Source organism: Nosocomiicoccus ampullae (assembly GCF_019357495.1).
GTDB classification, from domain to species: Bacteria; Bacillota; Bacilli; order Staphylococcales; family Salinicoccaceae; genus Nosocomiicoccus; species Nosocomiicoccus ampullae.
Map to the genome: position 1 here is coordinate 1,435,113 of NZ_CP079110.1, position 21,184 is coordinate 1,456,296.

Annotated in this window: 12 protein-coding genes; all 12 read right to left on the reverse strand. The window is 37.7% G+C overall.

Annotated elements, in window-relative coordinates:
* Positions 1-28: 28 nt before the first annotated feature.
* A complete protein-coding gene (locus KPF49_RS07485) occupies positions 29-8,317 on the reverse strand; it encodes a collagen-flanked surface repeat-containing protein (protein ID WP_219490111.1) in 8,289 nt (2,762 codons plus the stop codon).
* 261 nt (positions 8,318-8,578) lie between these two features.
* Positions 8,579-9,514, reverse strand: a complete 936-nt coding sequence (cysK, locus tag KPF49_RS07490) for a cysteine synthase A (RefSeq protein WP_183675412.1) — start codon at positions 9,512-9,514, stop codon at positions 8,579-8,581.
* Positions 9,515-9,971: 457 nt separating this feature from the next.
* A complete protein-coding gene (gene hslO / locus KPF49_RS07495) occupies positions 9,972-10,838 on the reverse strand; it encodes an Hsp33 family molecular chaperone HslO (RefSeq protein WP_183675410.1) in 867 nt (288 codons plus the stop codon).
* 48 nt (positions 10,839-10,886) lie between these two features.
* Positions 10,887-12,956, reverse strand: coding sequence for an ATP-dependent zinc metalloprotease FtsH (gene ftsH, locus KPF49_RS07500; protein ID WP_183675408.1), 2,070 nt, complete (start codon positions 12,954-12,956; stop codon positions 10,887-10,889).
* A 73-nt stretch (positions 12,957-13,029) separates the two neighbouring features.
* Entirely contained in the window at positions 13,030-13,572 is a 543-nt protein-coding gene (hpt, locus tag KPF49_RS07505) for a hypoxanthine phosphoribosyltransferase (RefSeq protein ID WP_183675406.1), read from the reverse strand.
* The gene (gene tilS / locus KPF49_RS07510) at positions 13,562-14,761 is read right to left on the reverse strand and encodes a tRNA lysidine(34) synthetase TilS (protein WP_183675404.1); all 1,200 of its coding nucleotides are present in this window, start codon (positions 14,759-14,761) and stop codon (positions 13,562-13,564) included. Before tilS ends, hpt begins: the two co-directional genes overlap by 11 nt.
* A gap of 60 nt (positions 14,762-14,821) precedes the next feature.
* A complete protein-coding gene (locus KPF49_RS07515; RefSeq protein ID WP_183675402.1) occupies positions 14,822-15,184 on the reverse strand; it encodes a S1 RNA-binding domain-containing protein in 363 nt (120 codons plus the stop codon).
* Between the two features lie 66 nt (positions 15,185-15,250).
* Positions 15,251-15,634: an FtsB family cell division protein gene (locus KPF49_RS07520; protein ID WP_183675400.1), complete on the reverse strand. Its 384-nt coding sequence runs from the start codon at positions 15,632-15,634 to the stop codon at positions 15,251-15,253.
* Positions 15,635-15,680: 46 nt separating this feature from the next.
* Positions 15,681-15,953: an RNA-binding S4 domain-containing protein gene (locus KPF49_RS07525; RefSeq protein ID WP_183675398.1), complete on the reverse strand. Its 273-nt coding sequence runs from the start codon at positions 15,951-15,953 to the stop codon at positions 15,681-15,683.
* Positions 15,940-17,100, reverse strand: a complete 1,161-nt coding sequence (locus tag KPF49_RS07530; protein WP_183675396.1) for a MazG nucleotide pyrophosphohydrolase domain-containing protein — start codon at positions 17,098-17,100, stop codon at positions 15,940-15,942. The genes KPF49_RS07525 and KPF49_RS07530 overlap by 14 nt, the downstream gene beginning before the upstream one ends.
* Positions 17,097-20,573: a transcription-repair coupling factor gene (gene mfd, locus KPF49_RS07535; protein ID WP_183675394.1), complete on the reverse strand. Its 3,477-nt coding sequence runs from the start codon at positions 20,571-20,573 to the stop codon at positions 17,097-17,099. The genes KPF49_RS07530 and mfd overlap by 4 nt, the downstream gene beginning before the upstream one ends.
* A complete protein-coding gene (pth, locus tag KPF49_RS07540; protein ID WP_183675392.1) occupies positions 20,566-21,138 on the reverse strand; it encodes an aminoacyl-tRNA hydrolase in 573 nt (190 codons plus the stop codon). The genes mfd and pth overlap by 8 nt, the downstream gene beginning before the upstream one ends.
* Positions 21,139-21,184 lie beyond the last annotated feature (46 nt).

Consider the following 21,184-nt stretch of genomic DNA (forward strand, 5'->3'; position numbering starts at 1 on the left):
GGTTATTTTTATACCTAAAGATTAACCTTTAGTCCTCTTTACGTCTTCTAGTTCCTGCAAGCATTGAAGTACCAATTAATAGAAGTGCAGTAGCACTTAATGCAGTACCATTATTAGTTTCACCAGTTTCAGGTAAAGTGTTCTCTTTTACTTCACCATGATCATTAGTTGATTTTGGTGTTTCATTTTGAACATTCTCACTTACAACTGGTTTACTTGGTTGTACTGGTGTGTCTTCTGGTTCACCCGGTTCATTTGGTGTTTCATCTGAATCTTCTGGTGTATCTTCTGATTCACCTGGTTCATTTGGTGTTTCATCTGAATCTTCTGGTGTGTCTTCTGATTCACCTGGTTCTTCTGATGTCTCACCTGAATCTTCTGGTGTATCTTCTGGTTCACCTGGTTCATTTGGTGTTTCATCTGAATCTTCTGGTGTATCTTCTGGTTCACCTGGTTCATTTGGTGTTTCATCTGAATCTTCTGGTGTATCTTCTGATTCACCTGGTTCATTTGGTGTTTCATCTGAATCTTCTGGTGTGCCTTCTGGTTCACCCGGTTCATTTGGTGTTTCATCTGAATCTTCTGGTGTATCTTCAGATCCATTTGTACCACAATTACATGGAATAATTATAGACGTTCCGTCACTAAATTCAATGACTGTATTGTTATTTTCATCTCTGTAATTTCCTGTTATAAAGATGGACTTACCATCCTTACCTCCAGGTATAACTACAGTAGATCCATCACTGAACTCTAATGTAATATTACCGTCTTTATCTGTTTTTTGGCTTATAACTGTAATTGATTCACCATCTTGTCCATCTACTCCATCTTTGCCGTCTTTACCATGTCGAATATCGAATTCATTTAGCTTATTACCATTACCATCTTTAACAATAATAGTATATCCAAGCTCATTCTTATTCTCATCGTAAATTGTTTCAGTTTCAACAGTTGGTGTACCAACATCTTTTCCATCTCTACCGTTGTAAATATCATATTCATTAACAATGTTTCCATCGCCATCTCTGATAATGATATGAACACCAGTCACATCGCCATTTTCATCTTTGATTTCATTTGAATCAATAGATGGTGTCTTACCATCTTTTCCTTTTAACCATTCAAAGAAATCATCAATTGTTCCTGTATGACCTTGTTCTAGCCATAATTCATAAGCAGATTTACCGTCTTTTCCATTAGTTGTTGGAAGTTTTCCAATGTTTATAGTCTTACCATCGTTATACACTAATACGACTTCATTATTAACATTAACAATAACATTTTTAATCACTGACTCTGAAGGTAGTTGTCCTAATTTTTCTTTACTACCATCTTCACGTTCTACAATAATGTTATTGTTTTGATCAATAAAGATATCATTTACATTTGAGTTTGTAATTCCATTATCTTTACCTTCTTTGCCGTCAGCTCCATCTTTTCCGTCTTGGCCATTATAAATAATTCCTCGATCTAACTCTACTTTTGTTTCTTTATCGCGGAAGATAAATTCTTTTCCAATTTCTTTACCATTAGAATCTAAGACTGGACGTACTTCCACATCAACAGATTGACCATCTTTTCCATCTTTACCGTCAGCACCATCTTTACCACTGTAGATAATTCCACGGTCTAACTCTGCATTTGTTTCTTTGTCACGGAAGATAAGCTCTTGCCCGATCACTTTACCATTAGAATCTAGGACTGGACGTACTTCCACATCGACAGATTGACCATCTTTTCCGTCTTGACCGTCAGCACCATCTTTACCATCTCTGCCATGGTAAATTGTAGTTTCATCTAGAACTTTTCCTGATTCATCAGTAAAGATTAATCTCTCTCCAATTACATTACCGTCTTTGTCTTTAACTTCTTTAGTTTCAACATTTGGAGTCTGTCCGTCTTTACCATCAGCTCCGTCTTCACCGTCAACACCATCTTTACCATCTTGACCGTCTCTAACAAAGATTTCTTCTGTTTCACCAGTCTCAGGGTTAGTAATGATGAGTGTATATCCTGGATTTTCTGGATCTTCACTTGGTACGACTTCGATATTCGGAGTCTGTCCGTCTTTACCATCAGCTCCATCTTTACCATCACGGACTGTATTACGGCTAACTTCGTTGCCTTCTGGGTCTACAACAACAATGTCATACGTGCCGTCATCATTGTTTTCAACACGGACTGTGTTGCCGTCTTTACCGTCAACACCATCTTTACCGTCTTGGCCGTCTCTAACAAAGATTTCTTCTGTTTCACCAGTCTCAGGGTTAGTAATGACGATTGTATATCCTGGGTTTTCTGGATCTTCACTTGGTACGACTTCGATATTTGGAGTCTGTCCGTCTTTACCATCAGCTCCGTCTTCACCGTCAACGCCGTCTTTACCGTCTTGGCCATCTCTAACAAAGATTTCTTCTGTTTCACCAGTCTCAGGGTTAGTAATGACGATTGTATATCCTGGATTTTCTGGATCTTCACTTGGTACGACTTCGATATTTGGAGTCTGTCCGTCTTTACCATCAGCTCCATCTTTACCATCACGGACTGTATTACGGCTAACTTCGTTGCCTTCTGGGTCTACAACAACAATGTCATACGTGCCGTCATCATTGTTTTCAACACGGACTGTGTTGCCGTCTTTACCGTCAACACCATCTTTACCGTCTTGGCCGTCTCTAACAAAGATTTCTTCTGTTTCACCAGTCTCAGGGTTAGTAATGACGATTGTATATCCTGGGTTTTCTGGGTCTTCACTTGGTACGACTTCGATATTCGGAGTCTGTCCGTCTTTACCATCAGCTCCATCTTTACCATCACGGACTGTATTACGGCTAACTTCGTTGCCTTCTGGGTCTACAACAACAATGTCATACGTGCCGTCATCATTGTTTTCAACACGGACTGTGTTGCCGTCTTTACCGTCAACACCATCTTTACCGTCTTGGCCGTCTCTAACAAAGATTTCTTCTGTTTCACCAGTCTCAGGGTTAGTAATGATGAGTGTATATCCTGGGTTTTCTGGATCTTCACTTGGTACGACTTCGATATTTGGAGTCTGTCCGTCTTTACCATCAGCTCCGTCTTCACCGTCAACGCCGTCTTTACCGTCTTGGCCATCTCTAACAAAGATTTCTTCTGTTTCACCAGTCTCAGGGTTAGTAATGATGAGTGTATATCCTGGGTTTTCTGGATCTTCACTTGGTACGACTTCGATATTCGGAGTCTGTCCGTCTTTACCGTCAACGCCGTCTTTACCATCTTGACCGTCTCTAACAAAGATTTCTTCTGTTTCACCAGTCTCAGGGTTAGTAATGACGATTGTATATCCTGGATTTTCTGGATCTTCACTTGGTACGACTTCGATATTTGGAGTCTGTCCGTCTTTACCATCAGCTCCATCTTTACCATCACGGACTGTATTACGGCTAACTTCGTTGCCTTCTGGGTCTACAACAACAATGTCATACGTGCCGTCATCATTGTTTTCAACACGGACTGTGTTGCCGTCTTTACCGTCAACACCATCTTTACCGTCTTGGCCGTCTCTAACAAAGATTTCTTCTGTTTCACCAGTCTCAGGGTTAGTAATGACGATTGTATATCCTGGATTTTCTGGATCTTCACTTGGTACGACTTCGATATTTGGAGTCTGTCCGTCTTTACCATCAGCTCCATCTTTACCATCACGGACTGTATTACGGCTAACTTCGTTGCCTTCTGGGTCTACAACAACAATGTCATACGTGCCGTCATCATTGTTTTCAACACGGACTGTGTTGCCGTCTTTACCGTCAACACCATCTTTACCGTCTTGGCCGTCTCTAACAAAGATTTCTTCTGTTTCACCAGTCTCAGGGTTAGTAATGACGATTGTATATCCTGGGTTTTCTGGGTCTTCACTTGGTACAACTTCGATATTTGGAGTCTGTCCGTCTTTACCATCAGCTCCGTCTTCACCGTCAACGCCGTCTTTACCGTCTTGGCCATCTCTAACAAAGATTTCTTCTGTTTCACCAGTCTCAGGGTTAGTAATGATGAGTGTATATCCTGGATTTTCTGGATCTTCACTTGGTACGACTTCGATATTTGGAGTCTGTCCGTCTTTACCATCAGCTCCATCTTTACCATCACGGACTGTATTACGGCTAACTTCGTTGCCTTCTGGGTCTACAACAACAATGTCATACGTGCCGTCATCATTGTTTTCAACACGGACTGTGTTGCCGTCTTTACCGTCAACGCCGTCTTTACCATCTTGACCGTCTTTAACTTCACCTGACGCAATTGGATCTTGACTTGTATCTGGTTGACCAGTCTTAGGATCTACTGGATAGAACTTGATTGTTGTTGTTCCATCTTCTCCTTTTTCTACTACTGGAGCATATGTTTGACCGTCTTTTCCGTCTTCACCGTCAACACCGTCTTTACCATCTTGACCGTCTTTAACTGTTGTTTCTGTTGTTGATCCATCTGGGTTTGTCACAACAATTGTATGTGTTCCGTCTTCGTTGTCTCTAACTTCTACTTCTGGTGACTTACCATCTTGACCGTCTTTAACTGTTGTTTCTGTTGTTGATCCATCTGGGTTTGTCACAACAATTGTATGTGTTCCGTCTTCGTTGTCTCTAACTTCTACTTCTGGTGACTTACCATCTTGGCCGTCTTTAACTGTTGTTTCTGTTGTTGATCCATCTGGGTTTGTCACAACAATTGTATGTGTTCCGTCTTCGTTGTCTCTAACTTCTACTTCTGGTGACTTACCATCTTGGCCGTCTTTAACTTCACCTGTTGCGATTGGGTCTTGACTTGTATCTGGTTCACCAGTCTTAGGATCTACTGGATAGAACTTGATTGTTGTTGTTCCATCTTCTCCTTTTTCTACTACTGGAGCATATGTCTGACCGTCTTCACCATCAGCTCCGTCTTCACCGTCAACGCCGTCTTTACCATCTTGACCGTCTTTAACTTCACCTGACGCAATTGGATCTTGACTTGTATCTGGTTGACCAGTCTTAGGATCTACTGGATAGAACTTGATTGTTGTTGTTCCATCTTCTCCTTTTTCTACTACTGGAGCATATGTTTGACCGTCTTTTCCGTCTTCACCGTCAACACCGTCTTTACCATCTTGACCGTCTTTAACTTCGCCTGTTGCGATTGGGGCTTGACTTGTATCTGGTTCACCAGTCTTAGGATCTACTGGATAGAACTTGATTGTTGTTGTTCCATCTTCTCCTTTTTCTACTACTGGAGCATATGTTTGACCGTCTTTTCCGTCTTCACCGTCAACACCGTCTTTACCATCTTGACCGTCTTTAACTTCGCCTGTTGCGATTGGGGCTTGACTTGTATCTGGTTCACCAGTCTTAGGATCTACTGGATAGAACTTGATTGTTGTTGTTCCATCTTCTCCTTTTTCTACTACTGGAGCATATGTTTGACCGTCTTTTCCGTCTTCACCGTCAACACCGTCTTTACCATCTTGACCGTCTTTAACTTCGCCTGTTGCGATTGGGGCTTGACTTGTATCTGGTTCACCAGTCTTAGGATCTACTGGATAGAACTTGATTGTTGTTGTTCCATCTTCTCCTTTTTCTACTACTGGAGCATATGTTTGACCGTCTTTTCCGTCTTCACCGTCAACGCCGTCTTTACCATCTTGACCGTCTTTAACTTCGCCTGTTGCGATTGGGGCTTGACTTGTATCTGGTTCACCAGTCTTAGGATCTACTGGATAGAACTTGATTGTTGTTGTTCCATCTTCTCCTTTTTCTACTACTGGAGCATATGTTTGACCGTCTTTACCATCAGCTCCGTCTTTACCGTCAGGAATAAATTCTGTTTTTTCAGTTCCATCAATCTGATTACCTTTTGAGTCTGTTTCCCATACCGTAACATATACTCCGGTACGACCATCTTTAGTTCCTCTTTCTTGAGTAATAACTGAAGAGTTACCATCTTTTCCATCTTTAATAATTGCTTTTTGCGGTTCATCTTCACCCGGATTTTTAATAAAGATAGTTTTTGTGCCATCTCCGTTATCTATAACTTCTACCTCTGGTGACTCACCATCTTCACCTTTATCGCCTTTTTCACCCTTAGCTCCATCTGGGACAAAGAATTTATCAATTTCTTCATTAGTCTCTGAATTTCTAATTGTAATCCAGCTACCATCTTTTCCTTCATCATTCTTACCTCTGACTACATCGGTTTTAATAGATGGTGTTCGTCCATCTCGAGGTACAATAGTTTTACCTGGTTGACTTGTTTTACCATCAACTGTCGCAGTAGCTGTGATAGTTTCACCTTGTTTTAAAGTATAGTCAGGTAATGTAGTACTGAATCTACCAGAATCATCAGATTTTGTTGTATAAGTTTTACCACCAACATTAATTTGTATATCTGCATTAGGTACTGACTCACCAGTAATAGTATTTTCTCCAGAAAGTTTTGGATCTACAATTGGTGGTTTAGGTGCTTCATCTTCACTATCTAAGTTACCGATACCTAATTCTACTAATTTATTAGTAGGTGCTTCATTATATGTTTCTTTTATTAGTTTTCCTACATCTTCTCCATCGTAACTTACAATAGTATAGATTGTTCCACGTTTACCATTTTTACCTTCTCTAATAGTTCTTTGTTCACCCATAGGTAAATCTTTAGATACTCTATACTCAATTTGATATGGTATTTCGTCAACATCTGATATATCATCTCTAAATTCAAATTCTTTTTCTGGGTTACTTGATACTTTAATATAGTGTTGATCTCTAAAGTAGTTATCAAAAGTGTCTGGTCTAACTGCTGTACCAGCCACATCTTGAGAATACATTCCGATATTTCCATAGAAACCTAAATCTCCGTTCCAATCTGTTACTGGAACACTAAATCTATATTCTATATGACCATCGTTTTTTACTGGAAATTTAGTTATTTCTATAAATGTATTTGACGCATAGCCTGGAGGATAGCCAGGTTTTCCTCCAATAGACATATTGTGATTAGAAACAATTGGATTTTTTGTCCCTGTTATAGTCGACTGGCCTTTAATTACTGAAGGCACTTTATAAGCACTACCAAAATTTAACCCCCCAACTACAGCACGGTGGGCACTTTCTGTAGCATTTTTATCAACTTTCCATTTGACTGTAAAATCCATATTATTTGTCGAATGATTTGGTACTGCTTCAACAGTGTAATAGGCTGGATATTGATTTAAAGCAGTAGATCCTTCTCCATTAATTGTAACACCTGTATTTGGATCTATTTTTTTAAGGTTAAATTGTTCTCCTATTTGCTCTAATGAATCATAAATTTGATTTGGATTTTCTCTTACAGCAAAAGAAGTAAATGCATTTTTTTGCTGACTCGCATATTCTAAGCCTGCATAAATAACAGAATTATATAAGTCATTTGCTGAAATAGTATTGTAATCAACATCTAGATTATTCATAATACCTTCAACATCTTCGCTTTCATAAATTTCTGAAAGCATTGTTTCTACCATTTCTTTACGATTGGTTGTTGCATTATATTTATCTATAAATTCTTGAGGTGCTGCTGATTTTTCTCTTTCATCTTTGTCATTATTATATAGAGCAACTTTTACATCTTCTTTAGATTTTACAATTTCTTCTTGTTCTTCTAATGATTTATCTTTAGATACTTCTTTTTTAGGAAGTGCTTCTAATTCTTCTTGAGGTGATTCTTGTGTTTCATCAGATTCTTGTTGTGAGTTTTCATTTTGTTTTTCTTCAACTGGCTCTTTTGGAGTTTCTCTTTGGGGTTGTTCTTTTGTTTGATCATCTTCTACTTTAACTTCTGGATTTTGATTTTCCTCTGTTTCAAGTGGCTGTTGTTCTGGAGTGTTATTTTCATTTGACTTTTCTGAAGTTTCTTTTTGAGGCTGCTCTTCTACTTGTTCAGCTTCTACTGAATCTTCTGAGGTTTCGACTTCTTCTGTTTCAAATTTTTGTTCTTCTGGAGTTGATTGTTCTGTTAGAGATTGATCGTTCTCTTCAGTTTCTTGTTTTGATGTCTCTTCAAAATTATCCACTGAATCATTTACTATATCTTTTTGTGTTTCTTCAGTGCTATCTGGTGTTGTTTCAAGAGTTTCTTGATCGGCATTGGTTGTAACTTCTAAGTTGTTCTCTTCATCTGTTTTTGCACTTTCAATTTGTTCACTTGCTTCTACATCCTGACCTAAAAATAGTAATGAACCAATCAGGATAGATGCGGTTCCAACTGTAAATCTTCTAATCGAATATTTGTTTAATCGATTAGGAATAAAATCGTACTTTTTTCCCATTAAAACCTCTCCTTAATGTTTTAAATTCTGTACTTCAAATTAATTATTTTTAAACTTTATTGTATTTGCTAATCTTGCTGTCTACAATATCTTGACATCCTAGATATTACCCTTAGTGTACAATATCGTTTACTTTTAGTAAATATTTTAAACTTTAAAGCGTTTACATTATTTAAATAGCAGAAATCTCGATTTATATAATATCTGATAATATACGTAAAAAAACCTTTTAGAGTAATATGACTCTAAAAGGTTTTATTATTATTCAAAATTAAATAATGGTGTTGATAGATATCTTTCACCGTTTGATGGTAATACAGTAACGACTGTTTTTCCTTTACCTAATTTCTTCGCTTCTTCTAATGCTGCATATACTGCTGCACCTGAAGAAATACCACCAAGGATTCCTTCTTCTTTAGCAAGTTTTCTTGCGTATTCGAATGCTGTTTCATTTTCTACTTTTACAACTCCATCGTATACTTCAGTGTCTAACGTGTCTGGTACAAATCCTGCACCAAGTCCTTGTAGTTTATGTGGTCCTGATTCTCCACCTGAAAGTACTGGTGAGTCTGATGGTTCTAGTGCGTATACTTTTGTGTTTGGATTGTTTTCTTTTAGCACATGTCCAACACCTGTTACTGTACCACCTGTACCAACACCTGCAATGAATGCATCGATCGTGAATCCAGCACTTTTTGCTTGTTCTACAAGTTCTGGACCTGTAGTGTTTTCGTGAATTTTAGGGTTCGCAGGGTTTTCGAATTGTTGCGGCATGAAGTAACCATCTTTTTCAGCAAGCTCATTCGCTTTTTTAATTGCACCTTTCATACCATCTGCACCTGGTGTTAAGACAAGTTCTGCACCGTATGCTTTTAATAAGTTACGGCGTTCTTTACTCATCGTGTCAGGCATAACTAAAACTGCTTTATATCCTTTACTAGCTGCAACCATCGCAAGACCAATACCAGTGTTACCACTTGTTGGTTCTACGATTGTTGTATCTTTCGTTAATTTACCTGCTTCTTCTGCAGCTTCAATCATCGCAAGAGCGATACGATCTTTAACAGAAGAGCCTGGGTTCATGAATTCTAATTTCACATAAACATCAGCCATATTATCATCTGTTAATCTGTTTAATTTGACGAGTGGTGTATGACCAATCGCTTCATTAATATTGTTAAATACTTTGTTAGACATCTTTTGTCCTCCCAATTTAATATCATAGTAACTAACTATGAATATATCATTGTTTGAGTTTCTTTACAATGATGTTGTTTATATTGTTTTCCCTAAAAGAAGTTTTTTAATCATAGAATTTATAGAAAATCATAGACGAAGTATGATTTTTATCTTCAATGTCCTAAAAAACAAAAAGCTTCCGAACTTTAGTCTATAGTTCAGAAGCTTACTTTACTATTTAACATTTTTTCTTAAAAACTGTTAATTATATCGATTTATTTTACATTTTTTGACGAACTCGATTGCATTTTGTCAAATAAATCTTTTTATTTAACACTTTCCGTCCTCAGCGCACACTTTTCGTTAATTAAATCTTTTTATCTTACAAAACTAAGATAATTGCATAAGTTTTTGTTAATTAAACGATACAACTGCCTGACCCCGCAATAATCACGTGGGAATTTCCAGGACGGCACTAGTTTAATAACTCTTCGAGTTCTTCTTTTTCAATCCAAATTGTATTTCGGCAGAAGTTACACACTGCTTCTGCGCCTCCGTCTTCTTCAATCATTTGTTTGATTTCACTTTGATCAATTGATGAGATTGCGTTTAAGAATCTTTCTTTACTGCACGTACATTCAAATTCTACTGGCATTTCGTCTAACTTTCTCCAGTCTTCGCCAAGTACTTCATTGACAATTTGTTCTGGTGATAAGTCGTCGTCAATCATTTGAGAGATTGGACGCATGTCGCCAGCGACTTGTTCAAGTTTTGTGATTGTCTCCTCACTTGCTGACGGTAGAACTTGGATGATTAAACCACCTGCTGCTTTGATTGTATTGTCTGGATTAACAAGTACACCAAGAGCAACAATCGATGGGACTTGTTCTGAGTGGTAGAAGTAGTATGAGAAGTCTTCTCCGAGTTCTCCTGAAATAATTTCTACAGATCCAACGAAGTTGTCTTTTAGTCCGATATCTTTTGCCACTCTTAAGTAACCATTTGTTCCGACTGCACGTCTTACATCTAGTTTCCCATGTTCGTTTAAGTCAAAGTGAACGTCAGGGTGTTGAACGTATCCACGGACGTGTCCTTTTGAGTCAGCGTCTGTGACGATGGCACCAATCGGTCCACCACCTTCGACTGTAACTGTTACTTTATCGTCACCTTTTAACATTGCACCGAGTACAACTGTTGCAGTCATTGTACGTCCTAAAGCTGCAGCAGCTGTTGGATATGCACCATGTCTAGTCACTGCTTCATTTACTGTTTCCGTCGTGTCTAATGCAAAAATTCTAACTTCATCATTTAAGCCTAAGCCACGAATTAATTTGTCTGTCATATTATTTCCTCCATAATAAAAGTCGCCTAACTCGAGGCGACTTTTTTGTTATTTGTTGTCTGTATCGTCTTGTACATTACGTTGTTCGTTTGGATTTTTTGAATCCAGGTCATCTGTAACGTCTTCATCGTCAGTCATTTCTGGACGAGAGACTTCTTTCTCATCATCAGAAACATCTTCATGATGTTGTAGTTTTTCTTTAATTTCCTCGTATGAGTGACCAGCTTTTACGTCATCTCCATCATCTTCTTCTAGATGACTGTCATCGTATTGACGTTCAGGTAATTTACCCTCGTGGAATAACCCTTCGATTTGTTCGCGGTCTAACGTTTCTTCAACGAGTAATGTTTCTGCAATTAAAGTAAGTTGTTCTTGATGCGTTGTTAAGATATCATGACATCTTTCATACGCTTCTTTAACAATCTTCTGAACTTCTAAGTCAATCTCATAAGCAAATGTGTCTGAATAGCTTGGTTCGCTACCCATTTCTTTACCTAAGAATACTTGTCCACCTGTTTCACCGAACTGAATTGGTCCAAGTTTTTCACTCATACCAAATTCTTTAACCATTTTTCTCGCAAGACTTGTTGTTCTTTGGAAGTCGTTATGAGCACCTGTTGATGCTTCACCAAATGTTACTTCTTCTGCAACACGTCCTCCAAGTAAACCAACAATTCTGTCTTGAAGTTCTGGTTTTGTCATAAAGTAGCGGTCTTCTTTCGGTAGCATTACTGCATACCCACCTGCTTGACCACGTGGAACAATCGTAACTTTATGGACTGTTTCCGCTTCGTCTAATACCATACCAATCACTGTATGTCCTGCTTCGTGGAACGCTACAATACGGCGTTCTTTTTCACTCATTACGCGTGATTTCTTCGCAGGTCCTGCGATTACGCGGTCTGTTGCTTCATCGACGTCTCTCATATCGACTTTGTTTTTACCTGCACGAGTCGCAACAAGTGACGCTTCGTTTAGTAAGTTTTCTAAGTCCGCACCAGAGAATCCTGGTGTACGTTGTGCGATTGCTTTTAAGTCTACCGTTTCGTCTAATGGTTTGTTACGTGCATGTACTCTAAGTACTGCTTCACGACCTTTAACGTCTGGTAAACCAACTTGAATTTGTCTGTCAAAACGACCTGGACGTAATAGCGCTGGGTCTAAAATATCTGCACGGTTTGTTGCTGCGATCATAATGATTCCTTCATTACTCGCAAATCCGTCCATTTCTACAAGTAATTGGTTTAGTGTTTGTTCACGTTCATCGTGTCCACCACCGACACCAGCACCACGTTGACGACCAACAGCGTCAATCTCATCAATAAAGATAATACATGGTGAATTTTTCTTCGCTTGTTCGAATAAGTCACGTACACGTGACGCACCTACACCAACAAACATCTCAACAAAGTCAGAACCTGAAATTGAGAAGAATGGTACGCCCGCTTCACCTGCGACAGCACGAGCGATTAACGTCTTACCAGTACCTGGAGGTCCTGTAAGTAGTACCCCTTTAGGAATACGCGCACCCATTTTGTCAAATTTACGGTGATCTTTTAAGAAGTCTACAACTTCAACTAATTCTGCTTTTTCTTCATCTGCTCCGGCTACGTCAGAGAAGCGTGTTTTTGATTTCGTATTATCAAATTGCTTCGCCTTACTTTTACCGAAGTTCATCATACGGTTTCCACCGCCGCCTTGTGCGTTTGACATTAAGAATAAGAAGAAAAATAGAATTACAAGTAGCGGTATAAATGTAAATAACATACCTGTCCAAGGACTTTGTTCCTCTGCAGGCTCTACGTTAAATGTTAAGTCTTTATCTTCTTTAGCTGTTTCTAAAATTGAATCTAAATCTTGTGATGCATTATAAGGAATAACTGTACTAAACGATTCATGATCATTTTGATCTTTTAATTTACCATTTACTAAGTAAACGTTGCTCTCTGGTTGAATCGTCATTTTTTCTATGTCTTTGTTATCCAAAGCTTCTATAAATTGGTTGTATTGCAGTTCTTTGTCTGCCTGCGCACCACCATTAAAACTTTGGAAAATACCGAATAATATTACTGCTAATATTGCTAAAAGCAATATATTACGGCCAGTTTTTTTAGGCATCCGTAATCCTCCGTTTCTATTACACTAAAAGAAATATTAACATAGTTCTTCATGTATGTTCTACTGTTTTGCATTACTCATATAGTTCTGGCTTTAATAAGCCAATGTAAGGTAAGTTACGGTATTTTTCATTAAAGTCCAATCCATAACCAACAACAAATCCTTCAGGGATTTTTGTTCCAACATATTTTACTTCAACATCCAACTTACGATCTTCGACCGGCTTATCTAGAAGTGTGACCACTTCAACACTCGCCGGTTTTCTTGAACGTAAAAACTCAATGATATAATTTAATGTTGCGCCTGTTTCAACAATATCTTCAACGATAACGATGTGACGTCCTTCAATTGAAGATGAAAGGTCCTTTAAAATTTTAACGTCGCCTGTAGATTTTGTTCCAACGTAACTCGAAACATCCATAAAATCTAACTCTAGGTGCGTATCGACGTATTTTACAAGGTCACCCATAAACATAATCGATCCCTTTAATAAGGCAACGAATATCGGCTCTTTACCTTCGTAATCTTTTGTTAATTCGTCCGCAAGTCGCTTCGTAATTTCTTTGATATCTTCTTCGCTAAAAATTATCGTTTCAATATCATTTCTAAGCGTCATAGTTAATCTCCTCAATAGTTAAATTTACTTCGCGATTATCTTTATTCAATAGTTTTATTATATTATAAATTTCACCAACTGCAATGATTCTGCCGTTTTCATCAACGATAATTGGCATCGTTTTTCGCTTGTCGTTACTAATTTTTTTATCGATAAAAAGCCGACTCACTTTTTTAGTTCCAACGTCCTTTAATTTCACCCGGTCCCCGTTTTGAAATGTGCGAACCGTAAGCCCTCTTAGCCCTTTAACAGAGATTTTATACCCATTAAATTCATACGTGCCTGTTGAATCTATTGTTAAATGCGTTTTATAAGTTTTATCTTCACGGATATAACAATTATCATAGCTACAAACGAACATCTTATGACCAATTGGTAACTCAAACTGACTTTCGTTACTGTCTAATCTTCGTATAATTTCTTCGATGTACGTGCGGCTCACTTTGAGCCAAATGCTTAAAATATACACTTTCAATATATGACGACACTGATTAAACTGTGAGCGTTTAAACGGACGCTTTAAAAAGGCTTCAGCCTCTGATTTCGCAAGCGCTACTAATGCATTATAATCTTCTTTAAACGCTGTTAAACTCTCTAAATGCAGTGCCTCATGGCTATCTACATGAGTTAAAATCTCGTGACGAATGTAATTTCGTGTGTAATCATTTGTTTCGTTCGTCTGATCTAAAAAGTACGTCACATTATAATTATGAGCATACGTTTCAATCTCTTTTAAACGAACGTTTAACATCGGACGAACGAATCTTTTGTAAATCTCTTTTATGCCAACACCGTGTAAATAACGACTCGTAAGTAACTCGAATATAATACTTTCAAAATCATCGTCTTTATGGTGCGCAGTTAAGCAGTACTGGATATTATTGTTACGCATTTCTTGAAAGAAAAATTCATAGCGTAAAAGACGACCTTTTTGTTGAGAGAATTTTTCTATATTTAAAGTTGTTGATAGAAATTTAAAACCATCACGCTCAACACGTTTTTTTAACGCTTTCTCTTCGTCGAATGATTCGATTCTTGCACCGTGATTCACATGAAATATATACAACTTACGATATGTGTCTTTGTATGTTGTTTTTAAAAGATTATATAATACCATCGAATCAATACCGCCAGATAATGCAAGTGCGATATCATCAGATGGTTTCCAACTGACGTTTAGTTTTACCATGGCCAACACCTTAAAAGATAAAAAAGGCTAGAAAATTCCAGCCTTTTTTATTTCTGTTATTTAACGGCCTCCGCGACGCGCTTCAGCTTGCCTTTTAATTGAACTCATACGTTCTTCACTATCTTTTAAGAAGTTAGATAGTTTCTTTTCGAAGTCTTCTGGAGACTGTTCTTTACGCTGTCTCTTAGGTTTTTCTGCTTGTTTTATTGATAGCGAGATTTTGCCGTCATCACCAACGGATAATACTTTCACTTTAACCTCATCATTTACTTTTACATGGTCGTTAATATCTTCTACGAATTTGTTTGCGACCTCACTGATGTGTACTAGTCCACTTTTTCCGTCTGGTAATTCTACAAACGCTCCAAAAGGTTTAACCCCTGTAACTTTTCCGACGACTTTTTCGCCAACTTCAACTGACATGAAATTATATATCCTCCTGAATATTCTTTTAATTACTACTAATCATACCATTAAACTAGATAATAATCACTTTTCTTTATCTTTTTCTTTTTTAGATTCTGGTAGTGAAAATATGAGTTCTCCACTATCTGACATAAAGAAATCTCCACGTGCAATACGTCTAATATAATTATCATCGTTTAACTGCGCAATTTCTTGTTTTAGCGCTTCATGTTCTTCATTTGTTTCCTCTAAGACGAGTTCTGTGTCTCTCACCTCATCTTGAAGATTTCTATTTTCAACTTTTTGGTTGATGCCTATTGATATGAATACAAATGTTAAGACAAATGCAAGTATACTCATTGCTAACATACGTCGGCGTCGAACTTTTCGTTCACCTTTTAACACTTCACGTTTTGTATCAGAATCGATCGTATATTTATTGAGCATTTTTATAATTTTGTTTGTCATTTGTATTCACATCCTTTTTATTAATTTTACACGATTTTTAAGCGAGTTACCATTCAGAATCATCTTCGATTTTTTCATCGTTTATCAATTCTATCATTTGTTCTGCTTCTTCTTTTTTTGCATGTTCTTTTAAGTCGAGAACTTTATACGTGACGATGCGTTTTCCGAATCTTATTTTTAACTCATCACCCACTTCAACATTCGTTCCAGCTTTAGCGACTCTACCGTTTACTTCGATACGCCCATCATCACTCATCGTTTTAGCAAGTGGACGACGCTTAATAATTCGCGATACTTTTAAAAATTTATCGAGTCTCATTCGTATCCTCCAATATTTCAGATAATGATTTTTCGTTGTGGATCGTTTCTTTCATCCACTCAAGTACTTTTGTCGCGTACTCTTTTTCGTATTTAACGCGTTCTGTTTTACCTTCTTTTTTCTTTTGAGCATTCCATACTTCTTTTAAGTCGTCACTGTTATTGACAACCGCATCTCCAAAGACGTGCGGATGTCTATGGACGATTTTACGATTTAAACTTTCTAATATATCGTGGAAGTTAAAGTAGCCGTCACGCTCAGCGATTGCTGCATGAAGTCCAACCTGTAGTAAAATGTCTCCGAGTTCTTCAACGAGTAAATCGTCATCTTCTTTTTCAATCGCTTCAATAACTTCGTACGATTCTTCAATTAAAAATCGTTCAAGTGACTCGTGGGTTTGAACTTTATCCCACGGACAACCATTCTCTCCGACGAGCACTTGGTAAATTTCACGCATATAATACACCGATCGATTATCTAAGTCCGTACTTTCCACTTTTGGTACAAACATCGTCATTAAATTTGAGTTCGGTACATCATAATCGATTTCTTCAAGTGGTTTTGTAATTAGAGTTTCACTTTCACTTCCAGCACCAATAATCAGCGTCACTACTGTACTCGGGTCGTAATACTCGAGAAGTGTGAGTTTTGCGTCAGATACGGAAAACTGATCGTACACTTGAGTGATTAATGTATGCTGATGGTGATTTAAATCTTTTTCAGCGAGTGTTGACGCGTCTAATATTTGAAATCCTTCATTTACAGGAATATTGACCGCTTCAATACATACATCGATGAAACTTTGCCCACCGATAATCTCTACATTAACGTCTTCATCATTATTTAATAGTAATTCTGTCGTCGTTTCATAGAGTAGCGGTGATCCTGGCACAGCGTAGATGACGCCTTCGTCTTTTCCTCGCTTGAGTAATTCTTTGACTATTTTTTCGTACGTTTCTTCAAATGTCTCGCTTTCGATATAGTAATCATCAAACGACTGAAACGGGATATTTTCTTTACGGAGTAACTCAACTGCTGGATGGTCTTTTGTTCTTAAATATACATAGTCACTTTGTAACAATTTACGGTAGACGCCGACTGTCATATGGTCGACGTCACTACTACCAAGTCCAACGACTGTAATCATACCGTTTCCTCCTCTTTGCTCTCAGTTGAGCGTTTTAATATGTCAATGAATACTTTAATATCTTTCGTTTTAACCTGGAACTGAATTTCGTTATTTTCTACACGTATTCTTAATATACGTTTATAGTCCTCAGTATCCATAAATAGTTTCTCACCATTAATCTTTGCTGTTGCATCTTTCGTTAAGTTTAAATAAAAATAACGCTTATCTTCGTATACTTTATACGCACCGAGTATTAGTGCATATATTTTCACTTTCACGAGATCGATTAAGTTCTCGACTTCAACTGGATAATCTCCGAAGCGGTCAATCATCTCATCTTCAATATCTCTTAAACCTTCAATACTGTTTACAGATCTCAAACGCTTATATAAATCAATTTTAGATTGCTCATGTTGAATGTAAGTCGCTGGAAGATATGCGTCGAGTTCAATATCAACTGGTATATTTGCTGGTTCCTCTTCTTCAGTTGATAATCCACGTTTTTCCAATACTGCACTTTCTAACATATCTGAATATAACTCATATCCTACAGAATCTATAAAACCAGACTGATGTTTACCGAGTAAGTTACCCGCACCACGGATATTTAAATCACGCATCGCGATTTTAAACCCACTTCCAAGTTCTGTGTACTCTTTAATTGCAGCAAGTCTTTTTTCAGCAACTTCCGTAAGCACTTTATTTGGTTGATAGAATAGATATGCATAACTAATTCTATTACTACGACCGACTCTTCCGCGTAACTGGTATAGCTGAGATAATCCAAAACGATCGGCATCTTCAATAATTAGCGTATTCGCGTTTGGTACATCGACCCCTGTTTCAATAATCGTCGTTGTAACAATAATATCGTATTCCCCATTTACAAAGGCTTGCATCGTTTCTTCAATTTCTAATTCTGTCATTCTCGCATGCATGACACCAACACTCGCACCTTCAGCAAGCATTTCAACGTGCGCTGCTTTTTCGTAAATCGTATCCGTACGATTATGAAGATAAAACACCTGTCCACCTCGAGCAAGTTCTCTATTAATTGCTTCTTTTACGAAGTTACCATCGTACTCTAAAACGTACGTTTGAACCGGGAACCTGTTTTGTGGTGGTGTTTCAATAACTGATAAGTCTCTAACACCCATTAAACTCATATGCAGTGTTCTTGGGATTGGTGTTGCTGTTAACGTTAAGACATCGACGTTTGTTTTTAGTTGTTTAATACGCTCTTTATGTTTTACCCCGAAGCGCTGCTCTTCGTCGACGATAAGTAAGCCGAGATCTTTAAACTCGACCGTTTTACCGAGTATCGTGTGTGTTCCAACGACAATATCAACAGTACCTTCTTTTAATCCTTTTTTTACTTCACGCATTTCTTTCGGTGTTCTAAAACGAGACATCATTTCAACATTTACCGGGAAATCTTCGATACGTTCAATAAACGTCTCAAAGTGCTGCGCTGCTAAAATAGTTGTTGGTACGAGTACTGCGACTTGTTTACCATCTTGAACTGCTTTAAATGCTGCACGAATCGCAACTTCTGTTTTACCGTATCCAACATCTCCACATAACAATCTGTCCATCGGTTGAACTTTTTCCATGTCTTGTTTAATTTCGTGAATTGATGCGAGCTGGTCCGGTGTTTCTTCGTAAGGGAATCTTTCTTCAAATGACTGCACCATATCGTTATCTGAACTAAATTTAAATCCTTTCGTCGCTGCACGTTCTTGATAGAGTTTCAATAGTTCGTCGGCAAGCTCGTTTACACTACTTTCAACTTTTGCTTTTGTTTTCTTCCACTCTGTACCGCCAAGTTTGTGCATTTTCGGAGAACCATCATCACTTGACACATATTTTTGAACGAGATCCATTTGGTCGACTGGAACAAATAACTGGTCGGTACCTTTATATTGAAGCTTCATATAATCGTTATGGAGTCCGCCCACTTCTAATGTTTCAATACCTAGGTATCTACCGACACCGTGGTGTACGTGAACGATAAAGTCTCCGACATTTAACTCTTGGTATGATTTAATCTTTTCAGCATTTGATAATTTTCTCGTACGCTTTTTCTTTTTAGACGTTCGGTTATATAATTCTTTACTCGTCAGAACCGCTGAATGCATAAACGGTAATATAAATCCTGCTTCAAAATTACCCGTCGTAAGAACGACCCCTTGTTCGACAGAATCTGGTAAGTCTTTTATATAACTATCTATTTCTAAATCTTCAAGTAGCTGTCTTGTCTTTTTTAACTCGTCATCATCACGAAGTTCGATATTGATTAAAAATCCATCTCGGATCATTTGTGTAATATTCGATGCTAAAATATCGTATTGTCCGTAGTAAATTTCTGTTGGTTTTACTGAAATTTTGACGATATCTTGGATTGAGACTGGCATATTACTTAAAAACAGTGAGAAATATGCTACGTTTTTCTTGTATAGTCTTTCAAGCTGATGTTCCAGGTAATTCCCACCTTCAGCTAACATCTTCCCAGCTTCTTGAAGGCTCTCGTAATAATTGTGCATCGCTTGAACTTCACGCTCAAAACTTGCTTCTATATTTTTAACTTCGTCAACTAATATCGTATAATCGTCTTTTATATAATCTAAAATTGAAATCTCTTCTTCATGGAGTAAGTGGCTAAACTGACTAAGGTGGGTCATCGTATAATTTTCATCGGTAAGTTTTTCAAAATACGCATCTAATGTTTCATGTGCTGCCTTATCGATGATGGATTTTGTTTTATCGTATAACTTTGTGATATGTTTAACGAGTTCTACGCGTTCGTCTTCTTCTAAGACATATTCTGAAAACGGCTCGAGTGTTACAGATTCTAAATTATGTGTAGAACGCTTCGTTTCTTCGTCTATCGCACGAATTGAGTCGACTTCTGTGTCAAATAACTCGATACGAACGAGTCCACTCGACATGTAAATGTCAAAAATATCTCCACGAACTGCGAATTCACCAAAGTTCTGGACTTCTTCACGTCTCACGTAACCAATTTCTGTTAAATAGCGAATGAACGAATCATATTCTAAATCGTCACCGAGCGCGATATGTTTTTTATACTCGAGAAGTTTTTCAGGTCGCATTAATGGTTTCATCAGCCCTTCAGTAGGCACGATAAATAACCCTTTCTCATTCTCAAGAAGGGCATATAATGTTCGCATTCGTTCTTTTTTAAATTCAGGGCTTTGGTCTGCCATCGTTTCAATCATAATATCTCCAACAGGGAACGTATAAATATCGTCTGTATACGCACCAAGTTGGTTTTGAAGCTTTTCCATCTTATGGTTATTTTCAACAAATAAAACGACAGGCTTATCGTGACTTTCTACAACTTCATGAAAGAGTGGTCCTTTAAACTCTTCAGTTACGCCTGTCACTAAAATAGACGTTTCGGATTTATAGTCTAATAGCTCTCTAACACGTGAATCTGATTGGATTCTTTGTCTAATTCTCTCATGCATTCACATCACCATTATAACGATTCATGACGTCTGTGAATTCATGGTCGATTGCCATTTCACATGCATCTCCTGTAACACTAATTACTTTTTCTAACACAGGTTTATCTTCATCTGTAAATTTAGATAATACCCATTTTACAATCGGCATCGGACCATCTGGACGACCAATTCCAATACGTACACGTTTATATTTTTCAGTTTTAAAATACTGGTTCAACGAACGAATTCCATTATGTCCACCAGCACTCCCTTTTTGGCGTAGCCTTAGCTTTCCAATTCCAAGATCCATATCGTCGTACAGAACGAAAACATCATCTAAATCGATATTAAAGTAATCAATTAACGGACGTGCGCCTTCACCAGATAAATTCATAAACGTTTGTGGTTTCACGAGTATTACTTTTTCACCATTTACTAAACCAACGCCAAAATGACACTTGAATTTACTTTCATCTAGTTCGATATTAAACTTGTCACTTAACTCATCAATTGCCATAAACCCAACATTGTGGCGTGTATTATCATATTTTGTTCCTGGATTCCCGAGACCAATAAAGCACTTCATTATTCTTTCCTCCATATTAAAAAAGGCGATGGTCACCCACCGCCCT